Here is a 17,800-nt window from a genome sequence, read left to right on the forward strand (position 1 = left end):
TGTTCATTTCGGGGCGACGTCGACGGATGGATTGCCAAGTTCGATTGGTGGGGGCGCATCGGCCAGAAACGCCACAAGAGCCAAACCTGCTGCAAGCGTAAGGATCGCCAGACCACCCTGTTCAGGGCGCGCTGCGATCCGCCGCTTGGGCCGCCGCGCCAACGCACGACCGCTTCTTGGGGGCGCTGGAAGCGCAAGCAGGGGTGTCGGCGCAGGTTCGCGTTGAAACAGGGCAAGAATTTCGCCAGGACGCGGCGGGGTAAACGCGATCCGGCCATAGCGGAATGCAGCACTACCAGCAAAAGCCAACAGAACGGCCGCAAGAATTGGCAGTATATCCCCCACATGCACAGGCTTTTGAGCCGGTAGTTGCAGCCCGCTGACAGACAGCCCGACAATCACAGCTGCCATCATGGCACCCCAAGGCAGAGCCGTATCAACAGGAATGTCGGATTTGTGAGGCGTAGCAGATAGCAACGTCAAGGCGCGGACCATCAACAGAGCCGTCCCAAAGCTGCCTACAAGCAATGCCGCGCCACTCCATACGGCCCAACCGGCAGGGGCAGCCGACAGTCCCGACTTCAACGCTTCTTTTGCGAACCAACCACTGGTGCCCGGCATCCCGGCAAGAGCCAACGCCGGAAGAAGCAGTGCGGCAATGATCGCGGCACGCGCCATACCCGGCCTTGCCGTCCAAACGACAGGCACCCCCAAAAACAACGCGGCCTTGGAAAAGGCATGGTGCGTCGCCAGCAGAACCAAGGCCGGAGCGATCACCGGCCAAGCCTGCGGCGCTGCCAATCCTGCGGCATAGCCAAGTGCCATCAGGCTCATTTGTCCGATACTGGAATAGGCCAAAACGGCCTTTGGATCGCCTTGGATCAAACCCAGAACCGGCGCCACAATCAGCCCGGCCAGCGCCATCGCAGCCAACAGGGTGGCGGCTTGCGGAGTTGGATCAAGGCCCGGCGGCAAAAGGACGATCAACCCGAAAAGCCCAGCCTTCAGCATCGCGCCCGACAGCACAGCACTTGCAGGTGAAGGCGCAGCCGAGTGGGCAAGCGGCAACCACAGGTGAAGCGGCACTGCGCCAAATTTAACCAACAGACCCGCGGCGATCAGCACCGCCGCGACGGTCGGCACATCCGAGCCGCGCAATTCAGCCAGAGTGATACCGCCAGCAGCATGAGCAGCAAACGCCAGCCCGGCAAACAAGGCGACTTCGCCCGCCACGGCAAAGACAACGTAGACCAGCCCTGCCCGGCGCTGCGCAGCGCCGCCGCCGTGCAACACAAGCCCCCAGGATGCAAGGCTCATCATCGCGAAGAACGCATAGAAACTCACAATATCCTGCGCGATCAACAGACCCAGATTGCCCGCCATCGCCAACAGGAACAAAGCGGCAAAACGGTCGCGCTGAGGATCAGCAGCCAGCATCCGCATGGCGGACCAACCCGCAAGCCCCCATAAAACCGATGTGAACAACAAAAATGTCGCCGCCAAGTCTGTCAGGGCGAACTGCGTGCCCAGCATCAGCCAATCAAGCGTGATCGGCAGGGGCAATGGATCGGCCAGAGCGGCAAGCAGCGCCGGCACCGGCGCAAAGGGCACAAGACCACGAACAGCGCCGCGCGCACCCTTCAGAGACAGAAGGATCAGCAAGGCCAATGGTGCGGCGGGGATAAGCCAAAGAGGAAGCGAGATCATAGGTATTCCAGTGATACGATGAAACGGGTCCAGCCGAGCGGGCTGAACGGGGCATTGGCGAGCAGACCCGCGGCAAGGATCAGCGCGGCTGTCGCGGCGGGTGGCACGGCAAGCATCCAACCAATACGCCGTTTGACAGGCGCACCTTCCGGAGGATCGCGAAACCACGCTCGATAGAGGATGGGCAGGAAATAGGCGGCATTCAGCAGGCTCGACCCCGCCAGAAGCGCAATCACCATGGGTTGCCCTGCATCAAGCCCGCCTGACCCGAGATACCATTTGCTGACGAAGCCCGCGAGCGGTGGCACCCCGATCATGCCAAGCGATCCGATGGTGAACGCGATGGTCGCGCCGGGCATCAACCGGCCCATGCCGTCCATTGCGCTGACGGTCTTCACCCCTCTGCCTTCGGCAAAATTACCGGCGGCCAGAAAGAGTGTGATCTTCATAATTCCCTGATGGATCAAATGTGCGAGCCCACCCACCGCTGCCACAGGTGACAACAACGCGACGCCCAGCGTGATGTAGCTGACCTGGCTGATCGTTGAATAGGCCAGCCGCTTTTTCAGATCGTCCTGCGTAAGCGCACGCACAGACCCCCAGATGATCGTTACCGCAGCCAAGGCGGCCAAAGGCGCGGCCAACCCAAGCAGTTGCACCGTTTCAACGCCATAGACGTCGTACACGATCCGCATGATTCCGAACGCCCCGGCCTTGACCACGGCGACCGCATGCAACAACGCACTTACCGGAGCTGGAGCAACCATGGACAATGGCAACCAGCCGTGCAGCGGGAAAAGAGCCGCCTTGACGCCGACACCGGCAATCAGCAGCACGAAGATTGCAGTCAAAGCCAACGGCGCAGTCTGCGGCAGGTCCCCAAGAACGCCGCGCGGGGCAAAGGGCACGTCTCCGGCCAAGGCATAAAGCCAAACGGTCCCCAATGTCAGAGCAAGCCCGCCACCCAGCGTATAGGCTAGATAGATGCGGCCCGCGCGGTGCGATTCCGCCGTGCCCCGATGCACGACCAGCGGCCAGGTCGCCAGCGTGAGTAGTTCAAAGAAGATTAGAAAAGTGAACAGGTTACCGGCCATGGCAATGCCGACTGTCGCCGCGACGCACAGGCTGAAAAAGCCGAAGAACCTGCTACGGTCGGCCCCACCTTCTAGATAGCCAATTGCATAGATCGTGGTCAGAAACCAAAGCACGGCAGACAGCGCAAGGAACAGAACGGACAGCGCATCGGCCTGCAGATGCAGATCCAGACCCGGTGCGATGCCAAGGCGCAAGTTGAACTCGCCTCCAGCCGCAACGGCAATGGAAAGCCACGCAACCAACCCGACCTTCAGCGTCGCCGCTGTCAGATTGATCGTGGTGCGCAGCGTCCGGGCACGTTCCGGGATTGCCAGAATGATCGGCGCCGCACAGAGCGACGTCATCAGAATGGCAAGTGGCAACAGTTCGGTCATAGGGCGGTCCCGTTTAGAAGTGTCAAAGGAAGCGCAGAGCCAAGGCCAAGCGCCAATGCAGTTGTGGCAAGCCCAAGGGCGGCCACATCGCCCGTGCGCCATTCAGGTCGGCGCGCGCCGGGCGCAACATGTGGCCCCCCGCGCAAGCAGCGCGAAACCACCCGCGACAGATACGCAGCCGAGAGCGCCGTGCCGCCCAGCAACAGGGCAATCCAGACCCAAGCCCCGCGATCGATAAGCCCATCAATCAGCAACCATTTCCCGATGAAACCCGCCGTCGGCGGAAGACCGATCAAACTGACCGCAGCAATCGCAAAGGCAAATTCCGCAACACCCGGACGCAGATCTGTTCTGTTCAGGCCGGAAATGCGGTCATGGCCCAACTCTTCGGCAATGCGGCCGACTGCCAGGAACATGGCCGCTTTGGCCAGAGCATGAGACAGCATTAACAAGGCTGCCGCCTGCCACATCGCACTGGTCGATGGATCATCCGCCACGCCGATGGCCAAGGTGATAAGCCCGATCTGCGCGACCGTCGAATAGGCCACTAGAAGTTTCAGGCGCTCGGCCCGCAAGGCCATCCATGACCCCCAGAGCATTCCAGCAGCACCCAACACGGCCAGCGCAATACGAAGCACCTCAATGCCCGCCCCGGCCTCAATCGTGATCCGCAGTGCAAGGTACAATGCGCCCTTTACCACCAATGCAGACAAGACCGCACTTGCAGCGGGGGCCGCGCTGGAATGGGCCGCAGGCATCCAGAAGTGCAGCGGAAACAGCGCCGCCTTGACCGCAAGACCGGCGAAGATCAGTCCGAGGGCCAGCCGCCCGGTTGCGGTGTCCACCAACGCCGGGACCGCCGCCAGATCGACACGGCCCACGGCCGCATAAGCCAGTGCAACACCCAAAAGAAACACAAGGCTCCCGGCAAGCCCGGCGGCCAGGTAATCAAAAGCAGCACGCAGGGAATTGCGGGATCCGGTGAGCGCGGTCAAACCGACTGCAGAAAGTCCGAGGATTTCGAACGTGACATAGATGTTGAACAAATCGCCAGACAGGAAAAGTGCGTTCAACGCCCCAAGCGTCGCCAGCCAAAGAGGCCAGAAACCAGCCTGCAAACGCGAGCGTTGCTGACCGCCGCGCGGCTGAACAAGACCCCAGGACATCGCCTGAAGCGCCACAGCGGTGGCAACAATCGCGGTCATCGACAGCATCACGGCCGCAAGACCGTCAGCCACAAGCGATATTCCCAGCGGCGCGGGCCAATCCCCCAGATCAGCGCGCATGTCGCCGCCCGAAAGGATACGCGCCGCCAGCAAGATCGACGCGCCAAGGTTTATCAAGGTCGCACAAAGACCCCAAATGGCCGCCATGCGCGGCGTCGCAGCCGCCCCCACCGCTGCAAGGAAAGGAAGCAATGCAAGAACATAGGCTTCAGTCATCATCGCCTCCGGAAATCCGTTCGGCCAGTGACAAAAGGGCGGCTGTGACCGCTACCAGAACCACAATCCCGGTCAGTACGAAGGCTTGCGGCACGGCATCGGTGACCCCAGCCACCCGCCCGGCCAGCAGCATGAGCATGGCAATGCCAACCGACAGGACATTCAGGGCAAGAATACGCGCCAGAGCATCGCGCGCAGTGCACAGACGGTGCATCGCAAGCGCGGCCAGCAGCACACCCGCAAGAATATACATGGTTTCAGAGGTCATTTCGGAACCCTTCGGACGGAGCCGTGAAAGAGAAGTACAAGCGTGGCGGCGATGGCGAGGGTCAGCACGGCTTCGATGCCGAGGATCCAAATCTTCGCCTGCCCGTCGGGATAGCCAAGCAGATGTCCGGTCAGCGCAGCTGTCGCGACTGCCGCTGCGCCAAACACAGCGAGGCCGCTCAGGGCTGTCGCGCGCAGGATCCCCCCCTGCAGGGGCTTTTTCAGACGCATCGCTCCGGCAAGCACAAGCGCAAGCCCACCGCCAGCAAGAACAGCGCCCGCCTGAAAGGCGCCGCCGGGCGCGTCAGCGCCTTGCCATAACAAGTGGCCGCTGATCAGCACCGAAAGGGGCACCACGACTTTTGCAAAGGGCACGACCATTTCCCCCAACGGCGCGGGACGCACGCGAGAAACCGGCACCACAATCACAAGAACCAAGGCCACGAAAAGCACCGCGATCTCAAGCAACGTGTCCCAGGCACGAAAGTTCAGCAGCACAGCGGTTACCGGGTTGCTCACGCCGCTTTCGCCCAAGCGCTCGGCAACCAAGGGCGGGTACGCAGGGACCGTCGGCACCGAAGTGATCGCTGCATACAGCAGACCGGCGAAGCCAATGGATATCAGGCCAGAAGCTGCAACAGACCAGCGCGATTGGCACATCTTAGGTTCAACCCGCAAACGCCGAGCACTTCGCAGCAACAATGCGCCGGTCAAACCGGCCCCAATGGCCGCCTCGGCCAAGGCCACGTCAGGCGCGCCAAGACGCACCCAGGACAAGGCCACCAAAAATCCCATCACCATGAAGGCCCCGACGGCCGCAAACCTGTCGTTTGCGAAGAGAGCCGCAACGGCAACGCCAACGATCCCAACCGCAAGAAGCGCGTCAAAAAGCTGGGTCATGCCCGTTCCTCGTCTTCAAGGGAGGCTTGTGCGATCAGATGGCCGGTCGTCGCGCCGGAAAGCGCAACAAGCACGCCGCACAGAACAAGGGAAAGCACAGCCGCGATCCCGCTGGTCATACACGCAGCACCGCACACGATCAGCGCCACCCCGGCTGTGTCTGCCTTGGTCAGGGCGTGCAGTCGGGACAGCAAATCAGGCAAACGCCAAAAGGCGAACGCCGCCATCAACAGGAACCCGGTTCCTGCCGTCATCATCGCCGTGCCCAGAATATCAAGCACTGTGCTCATGACCCACGCCTCCGCAACGCGACGAAGGCAACGCCAGCGACGGCCGAAAGGGCGGCGAACACGAGGGCGATATCAAAATAACCCGGCACGCCGTTCGCAGTTCCCAACAACACGAGCGTCGCCACTGTGCCGGTCCCCGCAAGTTGCGCCGCTGCAATCCGGTCAGCCCCGGTTGGTCCCGATATCAGACGCGGCACAGCGCCCAAGGTGGCGAGCAATGTGCAAAATGCCAACATTTCCATGATCATGACGCCTCTCCAACTTTGGGGTTTCTAAACAGCCGCGCGATGCGCGCTTCGAGCTCGGCCAGTTCTGCGGTCACGGTTTCAGGCGGATTCAGCGCGTGAACCACAAGAAGATCATCCTTTAACCTGGCTGTCAGCGTTCCGGGCATAAGCGTGATCAGCAACGCAAAAAGGCGCCGGGCGCGACCCTCAGGAAGGGTTGTGCGCCATTCAAGGCACCCGGGTTGAAGCGCACTTGGATTCAGGCTGCGAAAGCTGACATCAACCGCACCGCGCAAAACACCCAGAGCCGCAAAAGTAGCCAACCCTGCGGCCGCAAAAAACGACAGGCGCGGGGGGCACGATGCTGGCAAGAGCAAGGCCACCGCACCACCACCGATCACGGTCGGCACACCGACAGCCCAACTGCTTGGATCATCCCAATGCAATCCGGCCCAAATCGCGGTCAACGCAAGGGTCGTACCCAATGCGCCACGCAGACGCCCGGATTTTGAAGGGGAACTTACCCCGGCAACCGAGGTTGTCGCGCCTTTGTCAGCCAAAGTGTGCCCATAGGGATGGGGGAAGTCGTGTCGTACCTTCATCGGATCTCCTTTGGCAGCGTCAATTGGCGCTGATAGAAGGTTCCGACATCACAACCTGCTGCCTTGCGGTTGCCAGAGGGGCCCGGACCCTGTGCTCTCCTTGCATGTTTGAAGCGGCGCGACCTGCGCACCACAGTCCTGACAAGAACGCATGAAGGGGAAACTTCATCCCGAGTTTTTAAAAATTTTTCTGCGTCTGCATTCTGTCACGGAGGCGGTGAAATCTTCGGGCCACAAATGAAAAAGGCACCCCAAAGAGATGCCCTTCACAAAACACCAATCAGGTGCCGTTTTAGATGTTCTTGGCGACATCCTGCGCGATAAGCTGCACCGCATCGGAATTGCCATGTCCGACGATCGCATAATCAAGGTTGGGCGTGCTCCAATACCCGACTGCCCGGTTCGGATAATCCACAACCTGAAGCGGTTGTATCGGCCGATGGTCTGGGTGCTTGGCCAACGTCAAAGACAAGCGATCCCCCCTGTCATCTTCGTAGATAAATTGTGCAAGCGGCCCTTCTTTTGTTCCCAACAGACGTGCGCCAACCAGAGTCAATCCGCGTGCGCCCAGATCCGGCGCGGCCACCGGCACACCAATTTTATTGGAAAACCAAACTGCGGCTTCTGTTACGGCGGCCCCGGTGAATTCTGCCGGGTGCAGCATGTCTTCTGCAAAAACCTGATGTGCACCAACGGCTTCTGATACGTATTCCGGTACACCCTGCCCTGACGGCGCGATGACGGCATGACCGATCCAGCCGAATGACACCAGCGCACACACTGCAGCAACCCGTGCGCCTGAGCGCATAAAGTTACTGATCTTGAAGGGTTGCGCCGGATTCATCTGCCGCGCGATCACATGGGCAAGCCGCCGTTCAAGCCGCGCTGTGCGCAGGTTGGTTGTGGGCCTGTCCAGCGCAGCAAGCGCTTCGCCAAGCTTGTTCTTGTGCCGGGCATCCGCATCGAACTGCTTTCGCGCCTCGCTGTCGGTTTCAAGCTGTGCTTCGATCTCGGCCGCCTCGTCTGGCCCGATCTCTCCGTCAAGATAGGCATTCAAATCCAATGTGTTGGAATTGCTCATCACAGTCCCTCCGTTACACTACCAGCTTCAGCCGGGTTGTTTTTACCGTGTCAAAGATCTTTCTGAGTGCCGCACGTCCCCGCCCAAGCCGGCTGTAGAATGTGCCCAATGGCAAATCGAGCGTGCGTGCCGCGTCGGCGTAGCTCATCTCTTTCAATGCCACGAGGACGATGGGAAGGCGCTGTGCTTCCGGCAATTCGCTCAAAGCATCAAGAACCTGCTGCAACTCAATCCTTTCGGTCGGGTCAGAGGTGTCCACCGGTTCTGGAAGCATGATCCGCGCATCTTCGCGCACCTTGTGACGCCGCCGCTCACTTACATGCGTGTTATGGAGAATCCGGAAGAGCCAAACACGTAACTCTGTTCCCGGTTGCCACTGCTCGGCTGCGGCGATGGCCTTTGTCAGAGTTTCCTGAACCAAATCCTCAGCGGCATCTGGATTTCGCGTCAGCACCATGGCATATCGCCTTAAGCTGACGACGTATTCGTGTATCCGACTTTCTAGTTCCCGACGTGTGTCCATCAATTCCCCTTTCGACATTACACTACATACGCGCCGCCGGCGAATTTCATCCGTCGAGCTGTAAAAAATTTATCATCGGGTTTAGAAAAATCTTGGGATGAAACCGCCCTCCCCTGCGTTTGTGTTGTAACCAAGCAGGGAGCAAGGTCGTTGACAAACACCGCAGATCCACCAGTGCTGACAGAAGGCATACTTGTACCAGTGCCTTTGCCCGCAGAAGCCGAGCAAGACCAACAGCCAGTCCGGCCGCGCAAAACCCGCCGATGGTTCACGCGAAAGATGCTTCGCAATGTGGCTCTGGGCGGCAGTGTTGCGGCACTTCTGAATTATGGCGTTCTCGGGCCGATGACCCACTCGATCGATACCGATCCCGACCTTCGTGCAGCTGTTGTTCCTGATGGCGCAAGTGCTGCCGTGGCGGTGGCTGCAACCCTGATCGACCGTGAGGTCAATTTGAACGGTTGGACCCCGAATGACCCGGTGATCTCGCCATCTGCCGTACTGGACAACATGCCCAATTTTCAAACAGGCGTCGTCAAGGCTGTAGGACGGTTCAGCTTTGAAATGCTGGACCAGATTGCCCGGACGCGTGGGTCATCCAGCGCGGACCCGGACCTGGAACGCGCATCTGGTTTCTTGCAGTTCCCGCCGGATGTCTGGGTCTTTGAACCTTCGCGGTCGCTGTTGCCAACAGCCTCGTCTGAAAGCCAGTACCGCGAAGGACTGGCAGCGCTTGAGCGCTATAATGCGCGGCTTGCACAAGGTCAGGCTGTGTTCGAACGCCGCGCTGACACGTTTGCGGGCGCGTTGGCACGGATATCTGCTGATCTGGGGTCGCAAACCGCGCAACTTGAACGCGCGCAAAGGACCGGTTGGTGGATCTTCAGCCCAAAGGCTGACGACGCCTTTTATCAGAACAAAGGCATGCTTTACGGCTACTACATAACTTTGTCAGCACTGGGGGAGGACTTCGCCCCGGTCATCCGAGAACGCAATCTTGGCACGATCTGGGCTCAGGCTCTGGATAGTCTGCGCCAGGGATCACAGCTCCGGCCAACGGTCGTTTTGAACGGCAACCTCGACCAGTCGATCTTTGCCAACCATCTGGCTTTGCAAGGTTTCTACATGAAACGAGCGATCTTGCAGCTTGAAGAAGCGGTCAGTGTTCTGGCCGTCTGACTTACCATCTCACACCCACCACCCCAACGGAGGACTTCACTCATGTTCAAGACACTCATTTCAGCGACTGTGTCCAAAAATACCCCTGTTATCGGGCGTGTCCGGGCTGCATATGATGACTGGCGCTTTTCGCGCGATATCACTGCAATCATGTCAGCGCTGGATCGCTTGTCAGATCACCAGTTGCACCTTGTGGGTATCCGGCGTGACGATCTTTTTGAAACTGTCGCCGAAATGATGCGCCGCGCCGAAGCGCAGCGCGTTGTCGGGCGCGAAGTGACCAATATGCTCGACCGGCCAACGACAGCCACACAGCCCGCAAAAGAAGCCAAGCCGTCTGAAACGGCCCGTCCGGCCGCAACCAGCGTCGCCGCCTAAAAAGCCACTCCAACCCCACGCCAATACGGGTGTGGGGTCTGTCGCCGATGCATCTTGCCGGACGCTGAGGCACAAATTTCATTGAATGTCCCTGCCGCACGAGTATCGTCCCTATAAATCAGGGAGGGACGGAAGTTGAAAAAGCGGCCACACGTATGGCCCCTAATCTTGGTGGCAGTAACCGCAACATATGGTCCTGCATTCGCTCAAGATGAGGCGCTACCGGAAGAAACCGAAGCTCCTGCTGACGACGCGGCATTGCTCACCGATGCAGAGTTACAAACGCTGGTCGCCCCTGTTGCGCTCTATCCAGATACATTGCTTATACAGATACTTGTGGCAGCGACCGTTCCACTCGACATTGTCAAAAGCGAGCGTTTTCTAGATGCCAATCCAGATGTGGCTCCAGAAAGTCTGAAGGACGATATCGAAGATCAGGGCTGGGACCCCAGTGTCGCCGTACTTGCCACCGCGTTTCCAGATGTAATTGTCGATATGGCGGATCATATCGAATGGACCGAAACCATGGGCGACGCGATGCTGGCCCAAGACGATGATGTGCTGGCAGCTATTCAGGTGATGCGTCAGCAAGCCATCGATTCCGGCGCATTGATCAGCGGTGATGCGCAAACCGTTGAAGTCGTCGAAGATGAAACCGTGGTTATTCAACCTACTGACCCCGAAGTTGTGTACGTTCCGCAATACGAACCCGACGTGGTGTATGGCGGGACTGACGTCAGCGATGTGCTTATCGCCGGGGCAATTGGCTTTGGCACCTTCGCTTTGATCGACGCAATCTTTGATGATGATGACGATTGGAACGACTATTGGGGCTGCCGAAATTGCGGCGGCTGGGGTGGTGGGCCGATTATCCGCAACCCGAATATCGACCTTGATGTGGACGGTAACGTCAACGTCGGAAACTCCGTCGGCAACGGATCAATCGCCGGGTCCATCGACCGCGACAAGATCGAATGGAAGCCCGACCCTGATAAATCAACTGAAGCGCGCGACAAGATCGCAAACCGCCGGGACGACGCAGGGGCGACGAAGCTGCCGATCAAGAAACCCGACACTGGAACCGACGCCCTGCGCGACCGCCTGTCGGACAAAGCCAACGTACAAGACATTGCAAAGGGTGGCGCCGCCGCCGGGCTTGGCGCCGCCGCAATCAACCGCGCAGGAGCGGGGTCCGCCGGGCGTGATTTGAGATCTGTTGGGAATGGAAACCGACCTGAGGCAGCCGCAAAGGCAGAGGCGCTTCGCAAAACCGGTGGCGGAAATGCCATCAAAAAGCCCGCAGCAGTCAAGAAGGCAACCGTGGCGCGCAAACCCACGGCGAACGTTGGCGGTGCCAATCGGCAAAATGCGCTCAAGAAACGATCTGGCGGCGGAAAAGCGTCTCTTGCATCGAAACGCGGCGGCGGCGCCAAGAAAAGGTTGAAACGATGACTGGTATTTTCCAAGTTGTGCGCCTTGTTTGCGCGTCTACGGTCCTAACCACGACCAGCGCCTTTGCAGAGCCTGCCAACTTCCCCACACCGCAAGACGCACTTGAGGGGTTCGTTGCCGCGCTCAACACCCCGATCGGGGGTGGCGGGATTCTGGCAGTGCTAGGCGAGGATGCCCGCGATATCGTGGACACGGGCGACAAAAATCAAAACGCCGCGAACAGAGCAGAAATGTTGGAGCTCTACGCGGAAGGCTATCGTTTTCTGCCCGATGGCGACGGGCGCGTGACAATCCTTTTTGGCGCGGAAAGCTGGCCATTTCCAATCCCGATCGTGCGCAGTGAAGGCGTATGGCACTTTGACGTCGATGCCGGTCGTGAAGAGCTTGCCGCCCGCGAAATTGGCCTGAACGAACTAGAGGTCATGGATTTGCTTCGCGCTTACGTGGCTGTTCAAGCGGATTACCGAAGCGTCGACCATGACGGCGATGGTGTGATGGAATTCGCCAGCCATATCCTTTCCACCGAACCCGGTAAAAGAGATGGGCTGTTCTGGATGGGCGCACAAAGCCCAATGGGCGCACGGATCGCCCGCGCGGCATTCGAAGGGTACAGCGACGGAAACACCGATTTCCCGCCCGAACCGCTGCACGGGTACTATTTCCAGATGCTAAATGCGCAGGGTTCAAATGCGCCCGGCGGCGAGATGACGTATCTGGTTAACGGCAACCAGGTTTCAGGTCACGCCATGATGGCTGTTCCAGCCGCCTATGGCCAAACTGGGATCAACACTTTTCTGATCTCTGAAAACGGGGTTCTGCTTCAAACGGATTTGGGAGAAGAAACTCTGGCCATCGCTGCCCGGATTGACGCATTTGACCCCGGTCCGGATTGGGTGCCTGCTGACTAGACGTCCCTGACAGACGCGACAGTTCAAACAAGTTTTCGTTCCACCTGCCGTTGTTGTCATCTCGGCAGGTGGAGCGACCGCTCCGAAAGTCGCCTAGCAACCCGAGAGTTGCAGCTCGGCTTTGGCGTTTGCCGAAAAAGTGCCTGACTGGACAGTGTTTCCCTTGACCAGTGAAACCATGCCGCCTTCGATTTCAGACCCTAAAACGGTGATTTGACGCGTTCCAATTGTGTCGTCGACATCAATTGTGAAGGCTATAGCCCTGCCCTCACGAAATTCGGACACGTCAAATTCAACGACTGATTGCCCATCCGAAACTGTCGGCGTTGAAACCAACGCGTCGGCACCTTGGGTGAGATCAAAAGGTTGAAAGACTTCGACACCTTCACCTTGCTCTGTCACATCAAAAATCAAACCACCCACCGACGTCGACAGATCAACTACGATTTTCACGTCCTTTAGAGTGCAATTTCCGGTGTTCAGAATCCGAAAAGAGTCTTTTGGAGCCCCTTCTGTAAATGTCACAAGCAAATCAGCCTGGGCTGATGTGGCCGCTGAAAGTGATAACGCCACCACTACGCCGCGCACTGCGTATCCCGTAAAGCCCATTCGTTCCCTCACACGATTACTCTTCCACCCGTTGACCTGCCACAGAACATTCATCCAACCAGAACGGGAGTCCTTTGAGTTGATATGCCGATTGGCGCAGATGGAGCAACCGGCATCCGTGCGGAGCTCTTAAATAGCGCTTCGCGGGTGTCGGTTGCGATTGTGCGGTGTTCTGCAAATTCCTTTGGGGTCTCATAACCAAGCGCCGAATGCGGACGTGTTTCGTTAGGCTCTGGACCCATTGATTTGGTTGCGGTCTCCGCGTGATCTTGATTCAAGCTCCCAAACTTCAGGGGGCGTGATGAGCAATCTTTTCTGGCTGACTGACGAACAAATGGTGCGGCTCCGACCTTACTTTCCGAAGAGCCATGGCAAGCCACGTGTCGATGACAGGCGTGTTCTGAGTGGCATTATCTTCATCAATCGCAATGGCTTGCGATGGTCTGATGCGCCGAAGGAATACGGCCCACCGAAGACACTCTACAACCGTTGGAAGCGGTGGAGCGACATGGGCGTGTTCGCCCGGATCATGGTGGGGTTGGCTTCGGAGGGAACGGATCGGAAGACGATCATGATCGACGCGACCTACCTCAAGGCGCATCGCACGGCCTCCAGCCTGCGGTTGAAAAAGGGGGGCGTGGAAGGCTGATCGGGCGCACCAAAGGCGGCATGAACACGAAGCTGCATGCCGTCACCGACGCTTCGGGACGCCCGATCCGGTTCTTCATCACCGCTGGTCAAGTCAGCGATTACACCGGTGCCAGGGCGCTGGTGAGTAGCCTGCCATCGGCGGACTGGCTACTGGGAGACCGAGGATATGATGCGGATTGGTTCCGGGAAGCCCTGGTAGAAAAGGGGATCAAGCCTTGCATCCCCGGACGAAAGTCACGGGACAAACCTGTCAAATACGACAAGCGGCGATACAAGCGACGGAACCGGATCGAGATTATGTTCGGGCGACTGAAGGATTGGCGTCGCGTTGCCACCCGCTACGACAGATCCCGACGGTATTCCTCTCAGCAATCGCGCTCGCGGCTACTGTTTTGTTCTGGCTGTAAATCAATGAGTCTGGAGCCTAGGGTATCGGCAAAGTTTCCGATCATTGCGAACGGCCAAGGTAACCCTCGGCGGTATAGAAACTATCCGAACCATCAAACGCGGACATATCCACAACAAGAAATCTGGCGTCCAAGGCGAAATCGGCTTCATCTATCAACTGTTTGGCTTAGCCGCATGAAATCAATCTGTTAGACTTCCAATCTAGCCAGAGCTAATTAATGCAACAGTCCTCGTGAACCAGAGGGGTCAAAGTTGGACGCCGATCAGGGGTCAATGTTCAATGCCGATTGACAATCGTCTCTAATCCGTGATCCCGTCGGTAAGAGAGTGTGGACTTTGGATGGGTGCAGAACCGTGAGTATTTTAAGCATGTATAAACCGGGTGTGACCCAGCCCCCTGAAATCGGGCCACTGAGGTGTTAGTAATCCGTCCAAGCAAAGGATGGACTATGAAACGCAGATTTAGCGACGAACAGATCATTGGGATGATCAAGGAATACGAGGCTGGCGTGAAGGCGCAGGAACTGTGCCGGAAGTACGGGATCAGCGATGCCACGTTTTACAAATACAAAGCGAAGTTTGGCGGGATGAACGTATCGGACGCCAAGAAGCTGCGGGCGCTTGAGGACGAGAACAATCGTTTGAAGCGGATGTTGGCAGATGCGATGCTCGACAATGCGGCACTGAAGGATCTCGCGACAAAAAATTATTGACGCCTGATGTGAAGCGCAGGGCCGTGTCGGACGTGATGGATCGACATGGCTTGTCGGAGCGTCGGGCGTGCGAGTTGGCTGATCTGCATAGGTCTGTCTTTCAATATCAGAAACAGGATCAGGGTGATGATGCCTTGCGCAAGCGACTGCGTGAACTTGCGAACGAACGACGCCGGTTCGGGTATCGCCGTCTGGGTATATTGCTGGCCAGAGAAGGCTTTGAGGTGAACCACAAGAAGTTGTTCCGTCTCTACCGTGAAGAAGGGTTGGCGGTGCGCTGTAGACGGTCGCGTAAGCGAGCTTTGGGCACGCGCAGGCCAATCCTGGTGCCGGATCGCGCCAATCAGCGCTGGTCACTGGACTTCGTGTCCGACGCGTTTGCAGACGGCCAGCGGTTCCGGGTGTTGTGTATCGTGGATGATTGTACGCGCGAGGCGCTGGCAACCGTCGTTGATCGCTCCCTGTCTGGGGCCCGCATGACCCGCGAACTGTATGAGTTGATCCGCGTGCGCGGCCAGCCCGACATGATTGTCAGCGACAATGGGACAGAAATGACATCTCACGCTGTGCTGCGATGGTGCCAGGACACTGGTGTTGGCTGGCATTACATCGCACCAGGCAAACCGATGCAGAACGCCTTCGTGGAAAGCTTCAACGGCAGGCTGCGCGACGAATGTCTAAATGAGCACATCTTCGGCAACCTCGCCGAAGCCAGAAAGATCATCGAGAATTGGAGGATCGACTACAACACACAGAGGCCACACACATCGCTTGGCGGGCTGGCTCCAGCCGTCTACGCCAATCTCAACCGTCGCACTCGGCCTGCCTCGCTTGAGCTCCGCAAAGGCTCCGCTCAGCAGGCCTTGACCGCAACCATATCAACAGAAAGAAACAGGAACGGATTCTACACCTGATCGGCCCGGATCAGGGGGCTGGGTCAGGTGCGATTGTACCTGTTCTATTGGCCTTGAGTGCTGCGGCTGGTCAAGCGGCGACCTTTGACTTGTTGCAAGAGGATTGGCAGGCGATAGCTTCTGCTTCAGCGGTTCGCGTTATTGATGGAAGTGAAGATGTTTCTAACGATGCCGGTTCTGAGGTAGCAAGTGCGGCTGCCAAAAGGCTCACTATTGAGGCTGGCGCTAGCGTAGATACGTCGACCGCAACTTTAAAGACCCGCGCAGGACACACTAATGATGGTCGAACTGCAAATGCATTCGCGGTTGGTACAGCAGTTATAAACGAAGCATTTCAATTTTCAGAAAGTGGCAATATCGACTTTACATACGCAATTGACGGAATTTTGTCGGTCCGAAGTTCTGCAGACTGGGCAAATGCAACAGGTGCATTAAACATTTGGGATGTAACAGGCTTAGATTCCGTTATTAAACCAATTGGTGAAAGATCATTTGAAGGCGATGTCTATGAGACGTCCCTATTTACAGAAGCGGAAGAAGTAGCTTCGTTTTTTCGCGGTATAGAGGCGCGCGGGTCAACAGCATCTTCGCCAGGTATGATAGGTTTTCTGCCCGAAGTTGACGTAATCGACAATGCTCAGGGCACCTCACAAAGTGTAGAGTTCTCGATAAATGGATCGTTCTATGCGGAAGCTGGACACACGTACTTGCTAAGGTTAGCACAAGGGGCGGAAATTCGAAATACGGGTGTTTTTTCGGGAGCAGAAGCTGATTTCTTTAACACAGGCGTATTCTCTTTTGGCGATCTAGGTTCGACCTCTTACATCACTTCGACCGGGAGTTTTTTTGGATAGCTCGGGAACTATTAGCGTTGCACCAGTTCCGCTTCCGGCAGGCTTACCTTTACTTTTGGGTGGCTTGGCCGCTTTGGGCCTAACTCGCCGGAAACGGGCAGGAGCTATGCCCGCCGTATAGTCTGCGTACTGACTTTGAAAAGCTGAGCAATCTCTGAGACAGAGCGTTGCTCTTAGTCGCGCATATGTCGAACTTCAGTTTTTTGAGCTTGTGTGAGGGCGGGAGGGCGTCCGCCAACCCGTCCACGTGCTCTTGCCGCTTGTAACCCCTCTTTTGTACGCTCTGCGATCCGCTCACGTTCGAACTGGGCTATTGATGCAAAGACGTGAAATGCGAGCCTGCCGGCGGGGGTCGTTGTGTCAATATCTTCAGCCAAAGAACGAAAGCCGGCCTCACGCTCTTTGATCATTTCAACCAGGTCGAGTAGGTCACGCAATGACCGAGCCAGCCGGTCATATTTGGTGACAACAACAACATCACCAGGGCGGAGTTGGTCCAACATGCGGTCCAGGTCTGGACGCATTCGTTTTGCCCCACTGATTTTATCCGTGAATATGCGCTCTGCACCAACAGCCTTTAAAGCATCTGTTTGAGCTGCAGGGTTTTGCTGATCTGTAGAGACACGCGCATATCCTAAGATCATGACATGACCTCTTCCCAGTTACGCCCACCGTAGAAAATCCGAAGGAAGGTTGCGCGCTGGTCTTGCACCATAAAGGCAATGGTCACGCGACGCTCAAATCCTATTATGCGCAGGCCTGGGCGAATATCGTCGCGCCGATGGCCTCGTTCTGCCGCGTACAAGAGGTTCTGCACTGGTCCCCAACCTTGGACCGCCGAAAGCTGGAATTTCCCGGCTGTCTCACGATGACGGGCTGGTGACGCCATCGGGATAGTGCATGGCGATCGGGGCGTTGTATCCAATCGCGCTGTGAGGTCTGTCCTCGGAGTAGTGTCTACGCCAATCCTCCAGCTTTTCTTGGGCATCTGCAAGGCTCATGAACCAGTGTGCGTTCAGACATTCGGCCCTTAGCTTACTGTTGAACGCCTCGATGAAGCCGTTGTCGGTGGGTTTTCCGGGCCGTGAGAAGTCGAGCGTGACGTCGTTCGCATAGGCCCAGAGATCGAGGTCGCGGGAGATAAACTCACTGCCGTAGCACGCCGGGAAGAAGCGCTGCCGACAGGTTATGGCCGCACGCGCAGCCTCCACATCGCGCAGCGGGTG

General features: G+C 57.8%; 20 protein-coding genes and 3 pseudogenes. 9 read left to right on the forward strand and 14 right to left on the reverse strand.

Annotated elements, in window-relative coordinates; translation table 11 throughout:
- Positions 1 to 3: 3 nt before the first annotated feature.
- The 10 genes from E2L05_RS12475 to E2L05_RS12520 all read right to left on the reverse strand — a co-directional run bounded on the left by E2L05_RS12475 (position 4) and on the right by E2L05_RS12520 (position 8,508).
- A complete protein-coding gene (locus tag E2L05_RS12475; RefSeq protein WP_133343241.1) occupies positions 4 to 1,707 on the reverse strand; it encodes a complex I subunit 5 family protein in 1,704 nt (567 codons plus the stop codon).
- Entirely contained in the window at positions 1,704 to 3,176 is a 1,473-nt protein-coding gene (locus tag E2L05_RS12480) for a complex I subunit 5 family protein (protein WP_133343242.1), read from the reverse strand. The genes E2L05_RS12475 and E2L05_RS12480 overlap by 4 nt, the downstream gene beginning before the upstream one ends.
- Positions 3,173 to 4,618 (reverse strand): complex I subunit 5 family protein, encoded by a 1,446-nt coding sequence (locus E2L05_RS12485; protein ID WP_165971751.1) that lies wholly within the window; start codon positions 4,616 to 4,618, stop codon positions 3,173 to 3,175. The genes E2L05_RS12480 and E2L05_RS12485 overlap by 4 nt, the downstream gene beginning before the upstream one ends.
- Positions 4,611 to 4,886 (reverse strand): NADH-quinone oxidoreductase subunit K, encoded by a 276-nt coding sequence (locus E2L05_RS12490; protein ID WP_133343244.1) that lies wholly within the window; start codon positions 4,884 to 4,886, stop codon positions 4,611 to 4,613. Before E2L05_RS12490 ends, E2L05_RS12485 begins: the two co-directional genes overlap by 8 nt.
- Complete coding sequence (gene mbhE, locus E2L05_RS12495; RefSeq protein WP_133343245.1) at positions 4,883 to 5,785, reverse strand: hydrogen gas-evolving membrane-bound hydrogenase subunit E; 903 nt, start codon at positions 5,783 to 5,785, stop codon at positions 4,883 to 4,885. The genes E2L05_RS12490 and mbhE overlap by 4 nt, the downstream gene beginning before the upstream one ends.
- Positions 5,782 to 6,075 (reverse strand): monovalent cation/H(+) antiporter subunit G, encoded by a 294-nt coding sequence (locus E2L05_RS12500; protein ID WP_133343246.1) that lies wholly within the window; start codon positions 6,073 to 6,075, stop codon positions 5,782 to 5,784. Before E2L05_RS12500 ends, mbhE begins: the two co-directional genes overlap by 4 nt.
- Complete coding sequence (locus tag E2L05_RS12505) at positions 6,072 to 6,323, reverse strand: monovalent cation/H+ antiporter complex subunit F (protein WP_133343247.1); 252 nt, start codon at positions 6,321 to 6,323, stop codon at positions 6,072 to 6,074. The genes E2L05_RS12500 and E2L05_RS12505 overlap by 4 nt, the downstream gene beginning before the upstream one ends.
- Positions 6,320 to 6,904 (reverse strand): Na+/H+ antiporter subunit E, encoded by a 585-nt coding sequence (locus tag E2L05_RS12510; RefSeq protein ID WP_133343248.1) that lies wholly within the window; start codon positions 6,902 to 6,904, stop codon positions 6,320 to 6,322. Before E2L05_RS12510 ends, E2L05_RS12505 begins: the two co-directional genes overlap by 4 nt.
- 292 nt (positions 6,905 to 7,196) lie before the next feature.
- Entirely contained in the window at positions 7,197 to 7,985 is a 789-nt protein-coding gene (locus E2L05_RS12515; protein WP_133343249.1) for an anti-sigma factor family protein, read from the reverse strand.
- Between the two features lie 13 nt (positions 7,986 to 7,998).
- On the reverse strand, positions 7,999 to 8,508 hold the full coding sequence (locus E2L05_RS12520; protein ID WP_133343250.1) for a sigma-70 family RNA polymerase sigma factor: 510 nt from the start codon (positions 8,506 to 8,508) through the stop codon (positions 7,999 to 8,001).
- Positions 8,509 to 8,658: 150 nt separating this feature from the next.
- On the opposite strand from E2L05_RS12520, the gene E2L05_RS12525 reads away from it, so the two are divergent.
- The 4 genes from E2L05_RS12525 (at position 8,659) to E2L05_RS12540 (ending at position 12,425) form a co-directional block, all read left to right on the forward strand.
- Positions 8,659 to 9,687, forward strand: coding sequence for a DUF2333 family protein (locus E2L05_RS12525; protein WP_243721962.1), 1,029 nt, complete (start codon positions 8,659 to 8,661; stop codon positions 9,685 to 9,687).
- Positions 9,688 to 9,729: 42 nt separating this feature from the next.
- Positions 9,730 to 10,065: a hypothetical protein gene (locus E2L05_RS12530; RefSeq protein ID WP_133343251.1), complete on the forward strand. Its 336-nt coding sequence runs from the start codon at positions 9,730 to 9,732 to the stop codon at positions 10,063 to 10,065.
- 135 nt (positions 10,066 to 10,200) lie between these two features.
- Positions 10,201 to 11,517: a DUF3300 domain-containing protein gene (locus E2L05_RS12535; RefSeq protein ID WP_165971752.1), complete on the forward strand. Its 1,317-nt coding sequence runs from the start codon at positions 10,201 to 10,203 to the stop codon at positions 11,515 to 11,517.
- Entirely contained in the window at positions 11,514 to 12,425 is a 912-nt protein-coding gene (locus tag E2L05_RS12540; protein WP_133343253.1) for a DUF2950 family protein, read from the forward strand. Before E2L05_RS12535 ends, E2L05_RS12540 begins: the two co-directional genes overlap by 4 nt.
- A gap of 93 nt (positions 12,426 to 12,518) precedes the next feature.
- Here the strand turns inward: E2L05_RS12540 and E2L05_RS12545 are convergent, their stop codons facing one another.
- Positions 12,519 to 13,034 carry an aggregation factor core gene (locus E2L05_RS12545; protein ID WP_133343254.1) on the reverse strand — a complete coding sequence of 172 codons (516 nt, stop codon included), beginning with the start codon at positions 13,032 to 13,034 and terminating at the stop codon, positions 12,519 to 12,521.
- Between the two features lie 301 nt (positions 13,035 to 13,335).
- Between E2L05_RS12545 and E2L05_RS12550 the strand changes: the two are divergent.
- The 5 genes and pseudogenes from E2L05_RS12550 (at position 13,336) to E2L05_RS21335 (ending at position 16,695) form a co-directional block, all read left to right on the forward strand.
- A pseudogene (locus E2L05_RS12550) lies at positions 13,336 to 14,092 on the forward strand (IS5 family transposase).
- 17 nt (positions 14,093 to 14,109) lie between these two features.
- Positions 14,110 to 14,271: pseudogene (locus tag E2L05_RS21425) on the forward strand (IS6 family transposase); the annotation flags it as partial.
- A gap of 271 nt (positions 14,272 to 14,542) precedes the next feature.
- Positions 14,543 to 15,720 (forward strand): IS3 family transposase gene (locus E2L05_RS12560; protein WP_394346554.1). Its coding sequence is split into 2 segments (ribosomal slippage): positions 14,543 to 14,789 and positions 14,789 to 15,720, totalling 1,179 coding nucleotides; the frame shifts between segments, so codons are not numbered across the junction.
- Between the two features lie 53 nt (positions 15,721 to 15,773).
- Positions 15,774 to 16,574: a hypothetical protein gene (locus E2L05_RS12565; RefSeq protein WP_133343256.1), complete on the forward strand. Its 801-nt coding sequence runs from the start codon at positions 15,774 to 15,776 to the stop codon at positions 16,572 to 16,574.
- Positions 16,567 to 16,695, forward strand: a complete 129-nt coding sequence (locus E2L05_RS21335; RefSeq protein WP_133343257.1) for a VPLPA-CTERM sorting domain-containing protein — start codon at positions 16,567 to 16,569, stop codon at positions 16,693 to 16,695. The genes E2L05_RS12565 and E2L05_RS21335 overlap by 8 nt, the downstream gene beginning before the upstream one ends.
- Here E2L05_RS21335 and E2L05_RS21095 read toward each other — a convergent pair.
- The 3 genes and pseudogenes from E2L05_RS21095 to E2L05_RS12585 form a co-directional block, all read right to left on the reverse strand.
- Positions 16,679 to 16,738 (reverse strand): annotated as a pseudogene (locus E2L05_RS21095) (DeoR family transcriptional regulator); the annotation flags it as partial. The gene E2L05_RS21335 and the pseudogene E2L05_RS21095 overlap by 17 nt on opposite strands.
- A 9-nt stretch (positions 16,739 to 16,747) precedes the next feature.
- The gene (locus tag E2L05_RS12575) at positions 16,748 to 17,218 is read right to left on the reverse strand and encodes a recombinase family protein (RefSeq protein ID WP_243721963.1); all 471 of its coding nucleotides are present in this window, start codon (positions 17,216 to 17,218) and stop codon (positions 16,748 to 16,750) included.
- 219 nt (positions 17,219 to 17,437) lie between these two features.
- Positions 17,438 to 17,800: integrase core domain-containing protein (locus E2L05_RS12585; RefSeq protein WP_243721964.1), on the reverse strand; the 363-nt coding region annotated here is incomplete at its 5' end.

Source organism: Meridianimarinicoccus aquatilis (genome assembly GCF_004358675.1).
Taxonomy (GTDB): domain Bacteria; phylum Pseudomonadota; class Alphaproteobacteria; order Rhodobacterales; family Rhodobacteraceae; genus Meridianimarinicoccus; species Meridianimarinicoccus aquatilis.